This window comes from Nocardia africana NBRC 100379, assembly GCF_001612635.1.
In the GTDB taxonomy this organism is placed as follows: Bacteria; Actinomycetota; Actinomycetes; order Mycobacteriales; family Mycobacteriaceae; genus Nocardia; species Nocardia africana.
Map to the genome: position 1 here is coordinate 66,885 of NZ_BDAV01000012.1, position 18,783 is coordinate 85,667.

Here is an 18,783-nt window from a genome sequence, read left to right on the forward strand (position 1 = left end):
GAATCCGGCCCGCCGGCTCAGTGCAGGAGCGCGTTCAGGAACGGCCGGGGAATATCGAACGATCCGGTGCCCTCGCCGGCGAGCAGCATATCGTCGCGCAGCGAGTGCAGCAGATAGCTCAATTCCGGACCGGCGTCGAGAAGTGGCCGGGTCCAGCCCAATCGGGCGCAGCGGTCCAGCGCCGGCAGCAGTGAGGTGATCGCCTCGCCGTTCCAGCCGGCGACCGACAGGCATTCGACCAGCAGCAGCGCGGCATCCAATTCCGCACGGGGACGGTTCTGTTCGACCATCCGGCCGTAGAGTGCGCGCGCGCGTTTCACCGCCGCTTCGAGGCCCTCGGCCGCCGCATTCGCCCCGTCCAGACCGCGATAGTGCCGGGCCAGCAGCACGCGCACGGCCGCGACCTCCTCGGCCTCCGCGGTGAGGGCGGCCGTACCGGTGGAATGGCGCAGCACCGGGGCGGGCGGCTCCGGCCCGGCGGGTGGCTCGACGAGCCCCAGCCGCAGCCGTTCCGCCCGGATATGGGCGGCCATGCGCGGGAGTTTGCGCTCGGCGGCCATCCGCGCACCCTCGTCGAGCCGGGTTCGCGCGGTCTCGGTGTCGCCGAGCACGGCCTTGACCCGCGCGCCCACCACGAAGGTGGTGATCATGAAATCCACCGCACCGATCCGGGCCGGCAACCGATGGCTCTGCTCGAGCAGCCGATCCGCCTCCTCCAGATCGCCGCGCCGATAGGTCAGCTCCCCCAGCAGCGCCGCCGCCACTCGCACGGCCGGCGAGCGCGGACCCGAGCGCTCCCGGGCGATCTGCCAGGCCTTCTCGAAACACCGGGTAGCGGTGTCGATATCGAGCTGTTCATAGGCCACCGCGCCGGTGTTGAGCAGACCCAGCACCACACCGAGCGGATCCTTGGACCTGCTGTGATAGGGCGCGGCCCAGTCCTGGACCGCCAGCGCGCCGTCGAAATCGAAGTCGCACAACCGCACGAACGACACCAGGTTCGCGGCGGTGGAGACCGTCCACGGCGGCAGCTCGTGGGGCTCCTCCAGGCACGGCAGCGCCTTCTCGAGCACACCGTCGGTGCGGTCGCGGGCCACCAGGTCGGCGGCCGACAACACCGCGGCCTCACACCGCTGCCGGATGGCATCGGCATCCGAGGGTGAGCTGCGGGCGAGCATATTCGACAGCCGTCCCAGCGCCGTACGGGCCGCTCCGGACTGCTGCAGGTTGATATTCGCGCGCGCCAATGTCATCAGCAGCTTCGACCGCGAAGTCACCTGCTGCACAGGTAGTTTCGATACCGTCCCGAGCAGGGTCGCCAGGCGCGAGGTGTCGATCAGGTCCATGCCGCCGTTCTCGACCAGATCCACCGCCATCTTCAGATCGGTGGCGGCCAAGGCGTGATCCACCGACTTGCGCAGTTGCTGATGTTCGGCGTACCAGCGAGATGCCTTGCGATGCAACGACTTCAACTTGCCCGGATGCACTCGTTCGAGCCGGGCACGCAACTGCTCGGCGAACAGCGGCTGGATCCGAAACCAGCCCGGATCGTGTTCGACGCGGGTGACGAACAGTTCGCGCTGCTGCGCCTGTTCCAGCAGTTGCTCGGCATCGGGTTCACCGCTGAGCGCCGCGGCCAGCCCGCCGTTGAGCTTCTCCGCGATCGAGATCGACATCAGGAATTCGAGCATGCGCGGTTCGAGCCCCGCCAGCACGTTCTCGGCCAGATAGTCACGGATGGCGTGGTTGCCGCCGGACAGGTGGGCGATCAGCTGCGCCGGATCCACCGGCGCGCCCGTGGTGTCCCCACGCAACGACAAGCTGACCAGCTGAATCGCCGCCGGCCATCCGTCGGTGGCGGCGTGGATCTGCTCGACCTGGTCGTCGGTGAGCGGAAACTTGTTGCGCTCCAGCAGGATCTGCCGCGTCTCGGCGAGAGTGAGCCGCAGTTCGTGGCTGCCGATCTCGACCAGCTCGTCGCACACCCGCATCCGGCTCAGCGGCAGACCGGCCTGCTCGCGGGTGGTGATCACGAAGCGCAGATGGTGACATCCGTTCTCCAGCAACGCATCCATCACCCGGTGCGCGCCCTCGTCGGTGATCCGATCCCAGTTCTCCACCACCACCACGACGACCTGCCCGCCGGCATGGATCTCGTCGATCAGGGTGGAGATCGCGTAGGGCACCGCCTCCGCGGTGCGCTCCTCGAGCACCTCTTCCAGCCCGGAACCGATATCCGGCGCCACCCGCCGGATGGCCTGGATCAGATGGGCCAGCAGCCATACCTCGTTGTCGTCGTCGTGGTCGATCCCGATCCACGCCACCGCGATGCCATCGGCGGTGAGTTCGGCGCGCCACTGGGCGGCGATCGTACTTTTCCCGAAGCCCGCCGGTCCGTGGATCACGGCCAGCCGGCGGCGGCCGCCCGTGCGCAGGATATCGAGCAGCCGCGGCCGGGGAATCGGCTCACGGGCCGGGGTCGGCGGGCGGAATTTCGTTGCGGCCGTGGGCGGTAGCGTCGGGGGCTGGGCGAGGGCGGGCGGGCCGGGAGTGCGCAGCGCGGGCAGGCCCAGTACCGCGCGGCTGCGGCGCGAGGTGATCGGGTGGGGCGGCGCCTCGGTGGCGGCGGTGCGGTCGTCGGTCGTTTCGCCGTCGAGCAGGGCCATCTCGTCGGCGGTTTCCCCGTGCGCGATCTGCACCGCGCGCATCTCCTGCCCGAACTCCAGCGCGGAGGCCGGGCGATCGGCCGGATCCTGGGCCATGGCCGCTTCGATCACGCCCGCCACATCGGCCGGAATGTCCTGTTCGCGAAGGTCGGGGACCGGCTGGGTGGTGATCCGCAGGAATTGGGCGACCACGCGCTCACCCGAGCGGCGTTCGAAGGCGGCGTGCCCGGTCAGCAGCGCGAACAGGGTTGCGCCCAAACCGTACACATCAGACCGCACGGTCGGTTCCTCACCTTTGAGCACCTCGGGAGCGGTGAAGGCCGGCGATCCCGTGATCATGCTGGTCGAGGTCTGGAAACCACCCGGGATGCGGGCGATACCGAAATCGGTCAGCTGCGGTTCGCCGTAGCGGCTCAGCAGCACGTTCGCCGGTTTCACATCGCGATGCAGGACGTGCACGCGATGCGCGCTCTCGATCGCACCCGCGAGCTTCACCCCGACCCGCAGCGAATCCGACCAGCTCAACGGGCCGCGATCGCGTATCAGCTGTTCCAGCGAACCGTGCGCGGCGAACGGCATGACGAGGAACGGCAGGCCGCTGGGCGTGACGTCGACCTGCAGAACGTCGACGATATTCGGATGCCCCGACAGCCGGCCCATGGCATGTTCCTCGCGCAGGAACCGCTCCCGGCTCTCCTCGTCGATCTCCGAGGACAGCACCTTCACCGCCACCACGCGATCCAGCGCCCGCTGCGCACAGCGATAGACCACCCCGAAACCGCCGCGCCCGATCTCCTGCGCATCGAACAGCCCCATCGCCTCGAGTTCGTCGGCGATGCGAATCGGTTGGTAGCGCTGGGTATTCGCCCCCGCGGCTGCCTCCGAGTCCGCCGCGGGATCGTCGTCGCTGCGGACCTTGCCCGTCTGTGGATTCATCTGGCCACCTCGAACGTTCCGCCCTCATTCCAACGTAGCGCGGTCCGTGCGTATCCGGACACAGTTCCGCCCGCTTCGATTCGCGACCGTTTCCGTCGGCGGATAAGGGCGACGAGACAGCAAACGGCCCGGATCACGCGGAAACGTGATCCGGGCCGTCGCAGGGGATCTCGGCGTGGCGAGAACCTTACTTGCGCAGCGAGTCCGGCACCTGGAAGCGCTCACCGAACTTCGCGGCCAGCTCCTCGGCACGGGCGATGAAGCCCTCCGTGCCACCGGGGTAGCCGACGATGAACTGGTGCACACCACCGGTCCAGGCCGGGTAGCCGATACCGAAGATCGAGCCGATGTTCGCGTCGGCGGTGCTGGTCAGCACGCCTTCGTCGAAGCACTTCTGGGTCTCGATGGCCTCGATGAACAGCATGCGGTCCTTCAGATCCTGCAGCGTGACGCCCTCGGGCAGCTCACGCTTGGAGTTGAAGGCGTCGCGCAGGCCCTCCCACAGGCCGGCGGTCTTGCCGTCGGCGTAGTTGTAGAAGCCGGCACCGTGCAGCTTGCCCTTGCGATCGAACTTGTCGATCATGGTCTCGACCACGCGGCCCGAGGCCAGCGACGCGGCGGAGATCGCGACGCCGTCCTTCTCGGCGGCCTCCTTGGTCTCCTTGAAGATCTTCTGCATGGTCTCGAAGTTGAGCTCGTCGCTCAGCTTCAGCGGCGCGGCCGGGTAGCCCGCCTGCAGACCGGCCTGCTCGATGGTCTGCGGGTCGATGTTCTCCTCGAGCATCATGATGGCCTCGTTGATGAACGTGCCGATGACGCGAGAGGTGAAGAAGCCGCGGCTGTCGTTGACCACGATCGGGGTCTTGCGGATCGCGAGGGTGTAGTCGTACACCCGGGCCAGCGCCTCGTCGGAGGTCTTCTCGCCACGGATGATCTCCACCAGCGGCATCTTGTCGACCGGGGAGAAGAAGTGGATGCCGATGAAGTCCTCGGCCCGCTTCACACCGTTGGCCAGCAGGGTGATCGGCAGGGTGGAGGTGTTGGAGCCCAGCAGCGCGTCCGCGTCGACGACGTCCTCGATCTCCTGGAAGACCTTGGCCTTGAGATCGGGGTTCTCGAACACGGCCTCGATCACGAAGTCCACGCCGGCCAGATCCTTGGGATCGGCGGTCGGGTGGATGCGATCCAGCAGCGCCTTGGACTTCTCCTCGGTGGTCTTGCCACGCGAGAGCGCCTTCTCCTCGAGCTTCACCGAGTACTGCTTGCCGCGGTCGGCGTTCTCCTGGGAGACGTCCTTCAGCACGACCTCGAAGCCGGCCTTGGCCGAGACGTAGGCGATGCCCGCGCCCATCATGCCGGCGCCGAGCACGCCGATCTTCTTGATCTCACGCTTGGGCACGTCCTTCGGACGCGAACCACCGTTGTTGATGGCCTGCAGGTCGAAGAAGAACGCCTGGATCATGTTCTTCGCGACCGGGCCGGTCAGCAGCGAGACGAAGTAGCGCGACTCGATCAGCGACGCGTTGTCGAAGTCGACCTGCGCGCCCTCGACCGCGGCGGCCATGATGGCCCGCGGCGCCGGCATGTTCTGCCCCTTGAGCTGCTTGCGCAGGTTGGCCGGGAAGGCCGGCAGGTTGGCGGCCAGCGCCGGGGTCGACGGGGTGCCGCCCGGAATCTTGAAGCCCTTGCGGTCCCACGGCTGGGTGGCGGCCTCGGCGTTGTCCTTGTTGGCCTTGATCCACGCCTTGGCGGCCGGGACGAGCTCCTCGACGCTGCCGACGACCTCGTTGACCAGGCCCTTGGCCTTGGCCTTCTGCGCGTTGAACTTGTTGCCCTGCAGCAGCACGCTCATCAGGCCGTCGGCGATGCCGAGCATGCGGGTGATGCGGGTGACGCCGCCACCGGCCGGGAGCAGGCCGAGCGAGACCTCGGGCAGACCGATCTGCACACCCTTGACGTCGGCGGCGATGCGGTAGTGCGTGGCCAGCGCGATCTCCAGGCCACCGCCGAGCGCGGCGCCGTTGATGGCGGCCACGACCGGCTTGCCCAGGGTCTCGAGGCGACGCAGGTCGGCCTTGATGCTGGTGAGCTCTTCCATGATGTCCGGAGCGTTCTCCGGAGTGGTCTTCATCATGTTCTTGAGGTCACCGCCGGCGAAGAAGGTCTTCTTCGCCGAGGTGATGACGACACCGGTGATGTCGTCGACCTCGGCCACCAGGCGGTCCACCGTGGCGTGCATCGAGCTCTTGTACAGCTCGTTCATCGTGTTGGCGCCCTGGTTCGGGTCGTCCATGGTCAGCACGACGATGCCGTCGGCGTCCTTCTCCCAGCCGATCATGTTCTCTGTCATAGTGTTTCGTTCTCCTGGAGAATTAGATGGTTGGGCGTCAGACGCGCTCGATGATGGTGGCCACACCCATGCCGCCGCCGATGCACAGGGTCACCAGGGCGTAGCGGGCGTTGCGGCGCTCCAGCTCGTCGACCATGGTGCCGGTGATCATCGCGCCGGTGGCGCCCAGCGGGTGGCCCATCGCGATGGCGCCGCCGTTGACGTTCAGCTTCTCGTCGGGGATCTTCAGATCCTTCTGGAACTTCAGCGCGACCGAGGCGAAGGCCTCGTTGATCTCGAACAGGTCGATGTCGTCGACCGACAGACCGGCCTTGGCCAGCGCCTTGTGCGCGGCCGGGGTCGGGCCGGTGAGCATGATGGTGGCGTCGGCGCCGCTGGTGGCGGTGGCGACGATGCGGGCGCGCGGGGTCAGACCCGACGCGGCGCCGGCCTCCTCGGTGCCGATCAGCACCAGCGCGGCGCCGTCGACGATGCCCGAGCTGTTACCGCCGTGGTGCACGTGGTCGATCTGCTCGATGTAGTGGAACTTCTGCAGCGCGACGGCGTCGAAGCCACCCATTTCGCCGATACCCGCGAAGGACGGCTTCAGCTTGGCCAGGTCCTCGACGGTGGTGCCGGGACGCATGTGCTCGTCGTGGTCCAGCACGGTCAGGCCGTTGAGGTCCTTGACCGGCACGACCGACTTGGCGAAGTAGCCGCCGGACCACGCCTGCGCGGCGAGTTCCTGCGAGCGCACGGCGAACTTGTCGACGTCCTCGCGGGTGAAGCCCTCGATGGTGGCGATCAGGTCGGCGCCGATGCCCTGGGGCGCGATGTAGAGGTCGTAGCTGGTGGCCGGGTCGGCGAACAGCGCACCGCCGTCGGAGCCCATCGGGACGCGCGACATCGACTCGACGCCACCGGCGATGACCAGGTCCTCGAAGCCGGAGCGGACCTTCTGCGCGGCCATGTTCACGGCCTCGAGGCCGGAGGCGCAGAAGCGGTTGATCTGCACACCGCCGACCGTGTCGGGCAGGCCCGCGGTCAGCACGGTGGTGCGGGCGATGTCGGCACCCTGGTCACCGATCGGGGTCACGACACCCAGGATGATGTCCGAGATGCGGTCCTCGTCGAGGTTCGGGAAGCGGTTGCGCAGCTCCTGGACCAGACCGGTCGTCAGATCGATCGGCTTGACCGAGTGCAGCGAGCCCTTCTTGTTGCGGCCGCGCGGGGTGCGGATGGCCTCGAAAATGTAGGCCTCTGTGGTCATATCGGAGTGTTTCCTTCCTTAAAGGTGCCGACCGGCCATCCGACCGACCGTGTTCGATCCCGGCGAGCCCTCGGGCACACCACACCGGCGAACCGGGAGGTCACGCACGGTTCCCTCCACAAGTCCGCCGAGCGCATAACGCTGTACAAACGCCGACATGCATCGACCTACGAGGCTCCGGGGCGCCCGTATGCCTGGGCATACCATAGAACCTCGTAGCACCGATGCTGACGACCACCCGTTCATAGTACAGCGGGATGCGAACTCCGGTTAACTTAACGTATTCCGGCAGGTGGCTGTCAACCACCCAGACGTGTGGCACCCAACTCAGTTCGAAGCAACTCCAAGGCCACCTCATCGGGGTCGCGGCGCTGTTCCGGAGGAACCGGACGCGCCGATTCCGCGAGCATCTCCTGCTCTTCTTCCGGCGTCAACGCAGGTGGGACACCGTCGTAACCTACCGGTGAGTAGTCCGACGGCCCGGGATCGTCCGGATAGTCCGGCGCCTCGGGCGGCGGAATATCGTCGTCCGGCGCCGCTCGGTCGGCGGCGCCGGCACTGCGCGGCGGCCGGAACTCCCGGCGCTGGCCCTGTCCCTGACTCTCTCGACGATCGGCCGCGGCGCCCCTGGTATCGGCGTGACCGCCGCGCGCATCGCTGTCCGCCGACTGCGCCTGGTTCTGGCTGGGCCGGACGAATCGCGGAGGTTGCGGCTGCCCGGGGTTGCCCCCACCACCCGCATTCCGGCCGGCCGGCGGTTCCGTGCCGCCGCGTGCCGGTCGCTCGGACGCCGCACCACCGGGGCGCGCGCCACCGGAATCGCCCGACCCGACTTCCCACCGCACGCCGTACTGCCGGCCGATCACCGCGTGCACCGCAGCCCGCACGGCGTCGATGTTCTGCGGGATCGACAAACGCTGCGCGAGCGGCGCATGCGGATGCGCGAACACGATCGTGTCGCCCTCGACGCGGACGGCCCCGACCGCCCCCGAGAGCAGCGCCGGCAAGGCCGCACTCGACTCCCGCGCCTTGGCCCGGATATCGGCCCAGGCGGCCTCGATCTCCCGCAGCACATCGTCCCCACCGGCCTCGGCGGGCGACGCCGCGGGTTCCGCGGGCGCAGCCGGCGCCGGGTCCGGCGAGCCCGCGCCCGACTCGTCTCGTATTTCCGGCTCGGCCGAAGCGGACTCGGCAGTGGCAGATCGGGCAGCACCGGCATCATCGCCGCGAGCGGCAGCGGACTCGAACTCGGCGCCGTCGGAATCCGCTCCGGCATCCGGGGCACTCGTCGACCGGGCGGCTACACCGGCTGGATCCGAGTCGCGATCGGCCCCGGGGTTCGCGGTGGGTGCGGCCGAGTCCGACGGGCCTCCGGACTCCGGTCCGTCCACGATCGAGCGGGAAGCGGCGGCCTTCTGCCCGTCGTGACCGCGCCCGGCGCCCGCATCGGACCCGTGCGACACCGACCCGCCGTGGGCCGTAGACGTCGCGCTGCCAGGTTCGATCGCGTCGGCCGATTCCGGCTGGGCGACGGAATCGGCCGCGGAGGACCGATCGGCTTCGACCGATTCGGCTGCGGGAGCGGACTCCGCGGCCCCGGTATGTCCCTCGGTAACCGGCTGCGCCCCGGAGGGGGACCCGGCGTGCGCTTCCGACCCGACGCCCCGATCCGCGTCGCCCACTGCGGGATCGGAAATGGTTGTCGCCGTGGGATTTTCGTTGCCATCTGCACCGGCCGACGCCGGTCGGACGGTTTCCCGGTCGGCCGGACCGGCACCGACGGCCCCGGTGGCGCCGGGCCCGGCGACCTGCTCACCGGTCGCCGGAACATCGGCGGCGCCGGGTGCGGACCGGTCATCCGAGGACGGGCGACCGGCAGGGGCGCCGTGCGGATCGGCCGAAAGTCCTTGCGGCCGTTGCTCTTGCGAGTCGTGCTGCGATGTCGTGGCCGGTGATTGCGGGCCGGCCGGCGACTGCGCTCGCTGTGCCGGATGCGGCGCGCTCTTCTTCTCGCGCAACGCGGCGAGCGCTTCGGCGCCGCGGCGGCGCGGCTCACCGGACGGCCGGGCCGCACTACCGGAGGGCTCCGGCGCGGCGGGAGCAGCGGACGACTGCGGCGCGGCGGCTGGCCCGGCTGCCGGGACACCGCCCGATTCCATCCGCCGCTCCAGACGTTCCAGCCGCTGCAACGCCGCCGATTCGGCCTCCGAGACCGAGGGCAGCAGCATGCGGGCGCACACCACCTCCAGCAGCAGGCGGGGTGCGGTGGCACCGCGCATCTCACCGAGGCCCTCGTGCAGCAGCTCCGCGTAGCGGGCCAGGGTGGCCGGGCCGATACGGTCGGCCTGGCCGGACATCCGGTCGATCACATCGCCGGGGCCGGTGACCAGATTGCGTTCGACGGCATCGGGAACCGCGCGCAGCAGGATCAGGTCGCGGATGCGTTCGAGCAGATCGGTGGCGAAACGGCGGGGATCGTGGCCGGCCTCCACCACTCGGTCGATGGTGGCGAACAGGGCCGCACCGCCGTCGGCGGCCAGCGCATCGACGGCCTCGTCGATCAGCGCGATATCGGTGACGCCGAGCAGGGCCAGCGCCCGCGGGTAGGTGACACCTTCGGGACCGGCGCCGGCCAGCAGCTGGTCGAGCACACTGAGGCTGTCGCGCGGGGAACCACCGCCGGCCCGGATCACCAGCGGGTAGACCGATTCCTCGACCTGCACCTGTTCCTGCTCGCAGATCTTGCCGAGCAGTCCGCGCATGGTGGCCGGCGGCAGCAGCCGGAACGGGTAGTGGTGGGTGCGCGAGCGAATCGTCGGCAGCACCTTGTCCGGCTCGGTGGTGGCGAAGATGAAGATCAGATGGGCCGGTGGCTCCTCGACGATCTTGAGCAGCGCGTTGAATCCGGCCGTGGTGACCATATGCGCCTCGTCCACGATGAAGACGCGGTAGCGCGATTCCGCGGGTGCGTAGAACGCACGATCGCGCAGCTCCCGGGTATCGTCCACGCCGCCGTGGCTGGCGGCGTCGAGTTCGATCACGTCGAGATTGCCGGGCCCGCCCGGAGCCAGCGCGACGCACGACGGGCATACCCCGCACGGTCGCGAGGTCGGACCCTCGACGCAGTTCAGCGAGCGCGCCAGGATGCGCGCCGAGGACGTCTTGCCACACCCTCGCGGGCCGGAGAACAGGTAGGCGTGACTGATCCGCCCGGTGTCGAGCGCGGTACTCAGCGGATCGGTGACGTGCTCCTGCCCCACTACCTCGGCGAAGGATGCCGGTCGATACTTCCGGTACAGAGCCACGGCCCGAGGGTACCGGCGGACACCGACAGGGAACCATTCGCGCACCGGATATCCACCCCACCTGACGAACCGCTCGGCGGCATGAATAAACTATGATATAGATCACATGCATTCTTTTCGCCCGGTCTCGCGGCAAACAACCGACCCCGCCGACAATCGGCTCGCGCCCGGGAATTCGAAACAGTGTGAATGTTGGGCCGATTTAGTCCACGAACCGTCGAGCAAGGAAAACTTTCGGACACGCTCCCCGTTTGCGACCGAAGTTATGGACGTAACGATTCCGTCACCCGGTTAGCGCCCGATCGGCTCCGCTGACTAACGTTGATTTCGGCAACTTCGGTAGCCAAACCTTCATCAGGTTGGTGTCCCCGGTCGGTCCCTCATCCCGACCGGGGCACAACAATGTTTCGGAGGTATCGACGGGTTATGACGACCGTGCCGTCGTGTGACGACATCGCCGCCGCCTGGCTCTCACAGACCGATTTCGCCGGCGACCGAGCCGCCACCGATCTGCTCAGACGCGCCATCAGCCCCCGCGAGTTCTCGCGCAACCGCGATTCACTGCCGGTTTCCGCCGCGGCCGATCCGGCCACCGCGGGCGCCATTCTGGAATTGCTGGACCGCGGCCAGGTTCCGACGCTTCCGGCCATTCACACCCTGATCGCGCAGAATCGGATGCGCGCCGAGGCCGACCGTATCGAACGGCTGGGCCGGCGCGCGCAGCGCAGTATCGACGAATTCGGCCGTGTACTCGCCGAGCTGACCCAGACCTATTGGCACACGCACGCGACGGGCCCGACCCGCCGCTATATTCTCGCCGCCGAACCGGTGATGACGCTGATCCGCGAACGCGTCGGAGATATCGCCCCGAATGCGGTCAAACATCTGTGGCTCATCGAACGGGCGCAGCGCGCGGGCTGGATCGCCTTCGACGCCACGCCGCGTTCGCTGTGCGCGGGCCGGCGCTTCCACTCGGCGAAATACGGCAACCGCGTGTCACTGCGTCCGGTCAACACCATCGGCACACTCGCGGCCGAGTTCCTGGACACCTACCGCACCGCCCACGGCCGTCCACCGCGCTGGTCGGTTCTCGCGCACGAGTTGCGCGACGACCGCGGCCGCCGGGTGTTCAACGACACCGCCGACGCCCGCGCCCAGCAGCAGTGGCTCGTCACCGCGCAATGGCTCGCGCTCGAGAACGATCTGCCGGTCCCCGGGGACCGCGGCCGGCGTGCGCTGGCGCGGCAGGCCCGCAAGCGCGGGAATTGAAACCGAACGGAAGTACCAGACTCGCTCATCGGACGAACACGGAGGGTTCGGTAGTTTCTTGCCACGCGAACGCGTGTGGAAAAGGAGTTGTCCGTGCCCCCGACCATCGACCCCGCCGCTACGGCGTGGCTGTTGACCAGTACCGCCCTGGTCCTGCTCATGACCCCCGGCCTGGCGATCTTCTACGGCGGCATGGTGCGCACGACCGGCGTACTGAACATGCTGATGATGAGCTTCATCTCCATCCCGCTGGTGACCGTGGTCTGGCTGCTGTTCGGCTACACCCTGACCTTCGGTGACGACGCCGGGGGTGGATTGATCGGGGGGCTGGAACATTTCGCGATGACCGGCATCACGCCGGGCACCGTGCGCAGCGGCGTTCCGGAACTGCTCTACGCGACCTTCGAGTTGACCTTCGCGATCCTCACCGTCGCGCTCGTCAGCGGCGCCATCGCCGATCGCGCCAAGTTCTCCGCGTGGATGGTGTTCGTACCGGTGTGGGCGTTGGTGGTGTTCGCTCCGATCGCGCACTGGGTATGGGGTCCGAACGGCTGGCTGGCCTCCTTCGGCGTACTCGACTTCGCCGGTGGTCTGGTGGTCGAAATCGCTTCCGGCGCTTCGGCTCTCGCCTTGGCGCTGGTATTGGGACCGCGGATCGGATTCAAGGTGGACGCGATGCGCCCGCACAATCTGCCGTTCGTGCTGCTGGGCGCGGGACTGTTGTGGTTCGGCTGGTTCGGCTTCAACGCCGGGTCCGCGTTCAAGGCCGACGGCCTGGCCGCCGCGGTCTTCCTGAACACCTTGGTCGCCGGCTGCCTGGGCATGCTCGGCTGGTTGATCGTGGAGCAGATCCGCGACGGCCGCCCGACCACCTTCGGCGCGGCCTCCGGCGCGGTGGCCGGTCTGGTCGCGATCACACCCTCGTGCGGTTCGGTCAATGCCCTCGGCGCGGTGATCGTGGGCCTGGCGGCGGGCGTGGTCTGCTCGTTCGCCGTCGGCTGGAAATTCAAGGCGGGCTACGACGATTCGCTCGATGTGGTCGGCGTGCACTTCACCGGCGGCGTAGTCGGCACGCTGCTGATCGGCCTACTGGCCAACCGGGTGATGACCGGCGGATCGCGCGGATTGTTCTACGGCGGCGGACTCGTCCAGCTCGGTAAACAAGCGGTCGGCGTCGTGGTCGTCGCGCTGTGGGCCTTCGGCGTCTCCTATCTGATCGGCAAGGTGATCGATCGCGTGATGGGCTTCCGCGTCAGCAAGGAGGACGAGGTCGGCGGCATCGACTTCGCGCTGCACGCCGAGACCGCGTATGTGGAGGGCGTGCACGGCCACGCGCCGCGCGGGCTGTTCGGCCATCATCCGCACGGCGGCGCTGAGCGACCCGCCGGTGACGGGGAGCGCTGACTCCGATTCCGCTCTCCTCTTGCGCCAGGACGGGGTAACGGCGTTACGCTAACAGCGTTACCAACAGCCGGCCGCCCGAGGAGCACGCATGCTGACCCGAATCGCACGGCTCGCCACCCGGTATCCCAAACGGGTGCTCTTCGCCGCCCTCGCCCTGGCGCTGATCTGCGGCGGCTTCGGCGCCACGGTCACCGCGCATCTGCAAGCCGGCGGATTCACCTCCGACAAGGCCGAATCCACCCGCGCCGCGAAGCTGGTGGCCGACGAGTTCAACGGCGCCCAGCCCAATCTGGTGCTGCTGGTCCACGCCGACGAGGGCGTGGAGTCGGCCGCCGCCCGCTCGGTCGGCGCCGACATCGTCGCCGCGCTCGGCGGTCGCTCCGACACCGTGGGCGTCCGTTCGTATTGGACCAGTCCACCGCAGCTGGCCGCCGCACTGCGCAGCACCGACGGTAAGAGCGCGTTGGTCATGGCCTATCTCACCGGAAGCGACGACCAGGCCCAGCGCACCGCCGGTGAGATCGCGAGCACCCTGCCGGTCTCCACACCGGGTGTCACCGTACAGCCGGGCGGCATCGCCGCGGTCTACCACGATGTGAACAACCAGGTCACCAAGGATCTGGCGATGGCCGAGGGCATCGCGGTCCCGCTCACCGCGATCGTGCTGATCCTGGTCTTCGGCAGCGTGATCGCGGCCTCGCTGCCGCTGACCGTCGGAATCTTCGCGATTCTCTGCACGCTCGCGATCCTGCGCAGCTTCACCCTCTTCACCGACGTGTCGATCTACGCGCTGAACATGACCACCGCGCTGGGACTCGCGTTGGCGATCGACTACAGCCTGTTCATCGTCAACCGCTACCGCGAGGAATTGGCCGCGGGATCGAGCCACGAGGCCGCGGCGGTGCGCGCGGTGCAGACCGCGGGACGAACGGTGCTGTTCTCGGCGCTGACGGTCGCGCTCGCGCTGGCGGTGCTCAGCGTCTTCGACATGTACTTCCTGAAGTCGTTCGCCTATGCCGGGGTCGCGGTGGTGGCGGCCGCGGCGGTCGCCTCGATCGTGATCCTGCCCGCGGCACTGGTGCTGCTCGGCGACCGGATCAATTCCTGGAACCTGCGGGTGGCGATCCGGAAATTGTTCGGCCGCGCCGAGCCCGCACCGCGACCGGAGCAGGAATCCGGCTGGTATCGCACGGTCACCTGGGTGATGCGGCGGGCGTTGCCGGTCTCCCTCGCGATCATCGCGGTGCTGCTCGCGGTCGGCGCGCCGTTCCTCGGAGTGAAGTTCGGTTATCCCGACGACCGGGTGCTGCCCGCCGGCTCGACCAGTCGCGCGGTCGGCGACGAACTGCGGGCGGACTTTCCCGCCGTGAACTCCGGAACGGGGACCACGATCGTGCTGCCCGGGGCGCCGAGCCAACCCCAGGCGATCAGCGGCTATGCCACGGCGCTGTCGAAGGTCGACGGCGTGAACGCGGTGCTGTCCAGCAGCGGCGTCTACGTGTCCGGCGCCCGGATGGGCGGCGCCCCACCGGGAATGGCCAACGGCTCGGGCCAATACCTCACCGTCACATCACGATTCGATCCCTACTCACAACAGGCCAAGGATCAGTTGCAGGCGTTGCGCGATGTGCCCGCGCCCTCGCCGGCATTGTTCGGCGGTGCGGCGGCGATGAACGTGGACTCCCTGCACGCGCTGGGACAGCGGCTGCCGCTGGCGATCGTGCTGATCGCACTGGCGACCTTCGTGGTCCTGTTCCTGTTCACCGGCAGCGTGGTGCTCCCGCTGAAAGCCGTGGTGATCAACTCGCTGTCGCTCACCGCGATGTTCGGCATGATGGTGTGGATCTTCCAGGAGGGGCATTTTTCCGGACTGCTCGGCTTCACACCCACCGGATTCCTGGTGCCCACGATGCCGATCCTGATGTTCTGCCTGGCCTTCGGGATGTCGATGGACTACGAGGTGTTCCTGCTCTCCCGCATCCGAGAGGCCTGGCTGGGCTCCGACCGTACCGCCGCCGACAACGACCGTTCGGTCGCCATCGGTGTCGCCCGGACGGGCCGGATCGTCACCGCGGCGGCCCTGCTGATGGCGATCGTGCTGGGCGCCATGGTCACCGCGAAGGTGTCGTTCATGCAGATGTTCGGGCTCGGTCTCACGATCACCGTGCTGGCCGACGCCACCGTCATCCGCATGCTGCTGGTGCCGGCGCTGATGCGGCTGATGGGCCGCGCGAACTGGTGGGCCCCGCGGCCCCTGGCACGCTGGCACGAACGGTTCGGTTTCACCGAACATCCCGCGCCCGCGACGCCGGAGCGGACCGCGGAACCGGAACCGGCGGGGCGGCCGTGACGCGTTCGAGCCGTCCCCGTTCCGCCCGTGGCTCCGGGACCGAACTGCGTGCCGAGATCCTCGCCGCGACCCGGGAGTTGCTGGCGCGCACCGGCAATGCCGATTCGGTGTCGATTCGTGACGTCGGCAAGCTGGTAGGCGTCACCGCACCCTCGATCTACCGCCACTTCGCCGACAAGGACGACCTCATCGATGCCGCGGTGGCCGAGGTGTTCGAGGATCTCGACGCCGCGATCGGCGCCGCGAGCGACCCGACCGTCTCGCCCCTGTCCCGGCTGCGTCAGCAGGGCCTGGCCTACGTGCGCTTCGCCTTGCAGCACCCCGGTCAGTACCGGGTCGCCACCGCCGCCTCACCCGGCGAAGGACCCTCGGCGGTGGACATGGTGCTGGGTAGTGGTGCGTTCCAACGTTTTTCGCGGACCGTGCGGGAGGCGATGGACTCCGGCGTGATCGCATCCGGCGACCCGATGCCGCTGGTGCTCGAACTCTGGGCCGCGGCCCACGGCATCGCGTCACTGCTCATCGCCAAACCCCATCTGCCGTGGGGTGATGCCGAAGCCGTCGCCGACCGGGTCATGGCGGCGGCCTGCCTCGGGCATGCGGTACTGGACGTCATCGGCGGGGAAACCCCGGATCCCGACGAGGGGGCTCGGTGGTTGGCGCAGTTGCGCGAGCTGCGGTAGGCCCAGCGGTCACGACACCGAATCCGACGGCGCGTTCCATGTGTTGCACATCCAGGTGCGGTTGTTGTCTTCGCCCTGCGCGTACCACGCCCCGTAGTGCTGGTTGGCCCCGTGGTCGCGCACATCGGAACGATCGTCGCCGCGTTGGTAGTTGTCCTGTTTCACGAAGTAGGCCTGGTCGTTGGAGACCGTACCCGCCACCTCGGAGGAGCTGATGAACATGCCGCCGAAGCATTGCGCCTCCAACTCCAGGCGGCGCGAAAGCTCCAGGCCCGCAGCGGAATTGGCACCGGCACTGTAGCGGTCCCGGCTCATCTTGGACATGATGCCGGAGATGGCCTGCACATGGTGGCCGTACTCGTGCGCGAAGACCCCGAGATAGACATACCAACGGTCACCGTAGACCTCGGTCTGGATGTGATCCAGCGGCATGTAGATCGTATTGTTCGCCGAACAGTAGAACGCGGCGTAACTCCCGGAACTGCCACACGGTGACGCCGCGTTGGCACCGGTCGCCGGGACACTCACGGTAGGACTCGAGAACGGCAGGTTCTGCGCCGCGAGTACCGGCTGCCACATTCGGTCCAGACACGATTTGGCCGCCTGGAAGAAGGCCGTCGCCGACGCGACATCGTCGCCCCATCGCGGGTAGCCGCAGGAGATGTTGATCAGTCCGGAGTTGTGGTCGTCGAAGAGCGGATTGGCCGCCGTGGCCGCAACGGGCTGGGGGCCGGGCGGTTTCGTCGTCGGCACGAGGGTCGTCGTGCGGTAGGCGGTCTTCGTCGTGGACGGAGACGGCGCCGTCGTGTACCGCGAGGTCGTGGCAGTTTCGCTGGTGCTCGTGGCCCAGGTGGGCGGCGTATACGTGAAACTCGGCGTCGATGTGGAATAGGACGCCGACGAATTGTCCAGACCTCCCATGGTCGCGAACGCGACCAATCCGCCGACCACCACGAAGACGAACAACACGGCGAAGACCGCACCGACCGCGCCGCCTCCACCGGACCGCGGCGGTGGATACGGACGGCCGTAATAGCCGGGCGGCGGCAACGGCGGGCCGCCGTACGGACCGACCGGATACGCGCCCGGCGGCAGCAGCGGCGCCCCGAAGGGTGGACGCGGACCGGGCGGCGGATAACCCGGGGGCGGGCCGTATCCGGGCGGTGGTCCGTACTCGGGCGGCGGGCCGTAGGGCGGGCGCCCGTGGGGCGGAACTCCGTGCGGCGGCGGGTATCTCGGCGGTTGGGGCATGGCGGATCAGCTCACCTGTCCGGACGGCGCGATGAAGGTGTTGCACGGCGCGGTCGCGTTCTTGTCGAATCCGGTGCTCCACCAGTCGCCGGCGTGTTCCGCGGTGCCGTGGCTGCGCATATCGCCGGCGCTGTCACCTCGGCCGTAGGCGTCCTTGCGTGCGGACTGCGCCTGTACCGGCGTCAGCGACTTCCCCCCGGCCGAGGACGCGAAGTACATACCGTCGAAACAGTTGGCCTGCAACTCGATTCGCCGCGAGAGGTCGAGCCCCTGGTCGCTGTAGAGGCCGGTCTGGCGGCGTTGTTTGTTGGCGGCGCCGAGGATCCCGGACAGCGCCTGGATGTGGTGACCGTATTCGTGGGCGAAGACCGAGAGGTAGATCTCCCAGTGATCGTGGAACATGTCGGTCTGCAGCTGACTGATCGGCATGTAGATGGTCTGATCCGCACCGCAGTAGAAGGCCGCGAAATTGCTGCTCGATCCGCTGCACGGCGTGGTGATCCCCGAAGTGGTCGCGGTGACGACGAGTTTCGGCGGAGTGAAACTCAACTTCGCCTGCTCCAGCACCGGTTTCCAGGCATCGGCCAGGCAGGCCGCGGCACTGTCGAAGAATGCGCGCGCGGCGTCGACCTGCGTGCTCCACGGGCTGTACGGGCAGCGCGCCGGATTCAGTGGCGAGCCGGGGGCGGCCAGTAGTGGATTGGCGCCGGTCTCGGGGACGCCCGCGGAGTCCTTTCCGGGCGGGGGGTTGTAGCTGTAGTTGCCGTGTTCCCCGGTATGGGAGGCCGCGTCGAATCCGGTCCGCACGGCGAAGCGGATGAGACCGGAGGTGACGATCAGCAGGAGCACGACGACAACCGCGCCGAAGCCCCCACCTCGCTTGCGTGCCGGAGCCGGGCGTGGACCGGCCGGGCCGTAGGGCCGCGGCGGCGGAATCGGTGGACGATGACCAGCCGGCGCGGCGGCCCGGTAAGGCTGTCCCGCAACATATCCGGGGTTCGCCCCGTAACCGGTAGGCGGGGGGTATCCGCGCGGGGATCCCGCGGGCGCCGCGTGTCCCGGAGTGGGCGGATAACCGGGTGGAGGCGGATAACCGGGCTGTGCCGAGTGGCCTGGCTGTGCGGAATGGCCTGGCGGCGGACCGTATCCCGGCGGCGGTCCCGGGCGCTGCCGGCCGCCCGGACCATAGGGTGGAACCGGCCGTCCGCCCGGCGGATTCGGGCCGTGCCCGTAGGGTGGTCGACTCACTCCCCCACTCCCCCTTGTCCGTTCCTCATCCGGCGACAGCCACCGCTCTCCGGCGACAGCCGCCGACGCAGA

At 68.5% G+C, this 18,783-nt stretch carries 10 protein-coding genes; 4 read left to right on the forward strand and 6 right to left on the reverse strand.

Annotation, left to right across the window (positions count from 1 at the left end; genetic code table 11):
- Positions 1–17: 17 nt before the first annotated feature.
- From NA3_RS21635 to NA3_RS21650, 4 genes are all read right to left on the reverse strand, one after another.
- Positions 18–3,602 carry a serine/threonine-protein kinase gene (locus NA3_RS21635; RefSeq protein WP_062965471.1) on the reverse strand — a complete coding sequence of 1,195 codons (3,585 nt, stop codon included), beginning with the start codon at positions 3,600–3,602 and terminating at the stop codon, positions 18–20.
- Between the two features lie 187 nt (positions 3,603–3,789).
- On the reverse strand, positions 3,790–5,952 hold the full coding sequence (locus NA3_RS21640; protein WP_062965472.1) for a 3-hydroxyacyl-CoA dehydrogenase NAD-binding domain-containing protein: 2,163 nt from the start codon (positions 5,950–5,952) through the stop codon (positions 3,790–3,792).
- 37 nt (positions 5,953–5,989) lie between these two features.
- A complete protein-coding gene (locus tag NA3_RS21645) occupies positions 5,990–7,201 on the reverse strand; it encodes an acetyl-CoA C-acetyltransferase (RefSeq protein ID WP_062965473.1) in 1,212 nt (403 codons plus the stop codon).
- Between the two features lie 299 nt (positions 7,202–7,500).
- A complete protein-coding gene (locus tag NA3_RS21650; protein ID WP_084491762.1) occupies positions 7,501–10,506 on the reverse strand; it encodes a DNA polymerase III subunit gamma and tau in 3,006 nt (1,001 codons plus the stop codon).
- 426 nt (positions 10,507–10,932) lie between these two features.
- On the opposite strand from NA3_RS21650, the gene NA3_RS21655 reads away from it, so the two are divergent.
- The 4 genes from NA3_RS21655 to NA3_RS21670 all read left to right on the forward strand — a co-directional run bounded on the left by NA3_RS21655 (position 10,933) and on the right by NA3_RS21670 (position 16,212).
- Positions 10,933–11,775: a hypothetical protein gene (locus tag NA3_RS21655; RefSeq protein WP_227995403.1), complete on the forward strand. Its 843-nt coding sequence runs from the start codon at positions 10,933–10,935 to the stop codon at positions 11,773–11,775.
- 93 nt (positions 11,776–11,868) lie between these two features.
- Positions 11,869–13,179 carry an ammonium transporter gene (locus NA3_RS21660; protein WP_062965703.1) on the forward strand — a complete coding sequence of 437 codons (1,311 nt, stop codon included), beginning with the start codon at positions 11,869–11,871 and terminating at the stop codon, positions 13,177–13,179.
- A gap of 88 nt (positions 13,180–13,267) precedes the next feature.
- A complete protein-coding gene (locus tag NA3_RS21665) occupies positions 13,268–15,529 on the forward strand; it encodes an MMPL family transporter (protein WP_062965475.1) in 2,262 nt (753 codons plus the stop codon).
- Entirely contained in the window at positions 15,526–16,212 is a 687-nt protein-coding gene (locus NA3_RS21670; RefSeq protein WP_062965476.1) for a TetR/AcrR family transcriptional regulator, read from the forward strand. Before NA3_RS21665 ends, NA3_RS21670 begins: the two co-directional genes overlap by 4 nt.
- A 9-nt stretch (positions 16,213–16,221) precedes the next feature.
- On the opposite strand, the gene NA3_RS21675 is transcribed toward NA3_RS21670, so the two are convergent.
- The gene (locus NA3_RS21675; RefSeq protein WP_157126587.1) at positions 16,222–17,463 is read right to left on the reverse strand and encodes a neutral zinc metallopeptidase; all 1,242 of its coding nucleotides are present in this window, start codon (positions 17,461–17,463) and stop codon (positions 16,222–16,224) included.
- A gap of 6 nt (positions 17,464–17,469) precedes the next feature.
- Positions 17,470–18,312: a neutral zinc metallopeptidase gene (locus tag NA3_RS21680; RefSeq protein WP_227995404.1), complete on the reverse strand. Its 843-nt coding sequence runs from the start codon at positions 18,310–18,312 to the stop codon at positions 17,470–17,472.
- Between the last annotated feature and the right edge of the window lie 471 nt (positions 18,313–18,783).

Coding starts and splice junctions, on each gene's coding strand:
- NA3_RS21635 (WP_062965471.1), bottom strand. CDS start 3,602: ATGAATCCACAGACGGGCAAGGTCCGCAGCGACGACGATCCCGCGGCG.
- NA3_RS21640 (WP_062965472.1), bottom strand. CDS start 5,952: ATGACAGAGAACATGATCGGCTGGGAGAAGGACGCCGACGGCATCGTC.
- NA3_RS21645 (WP_062965473.1), bottom strand. CDS start 7,201: ATGACCACAGAGGCCTACATTTTCGAGGCCATCCGCACCCCGCGCGGC.
- NA3_RS21655 (WP_227995403.1), top strand. CDS start 10,933: ATGACGACCGTGCCGTCGTGTGACGACATCGCCGCCGCCTGGCTCTCA.
- NA3_RS21665 (WP_062965475.1), top strand. CDS start 13,268: ATGCTGACCCGAATCGCACGGCTCGCCACCCGGTATCCCAAACGGGTG.
- NA3_RS21675 (WP_157126587.1), bottom strand. CDS start 17,463: ATGCCCCAACCGCCGAGATACCCGCCGCCGCACGGAGTTCCGCCCCAC.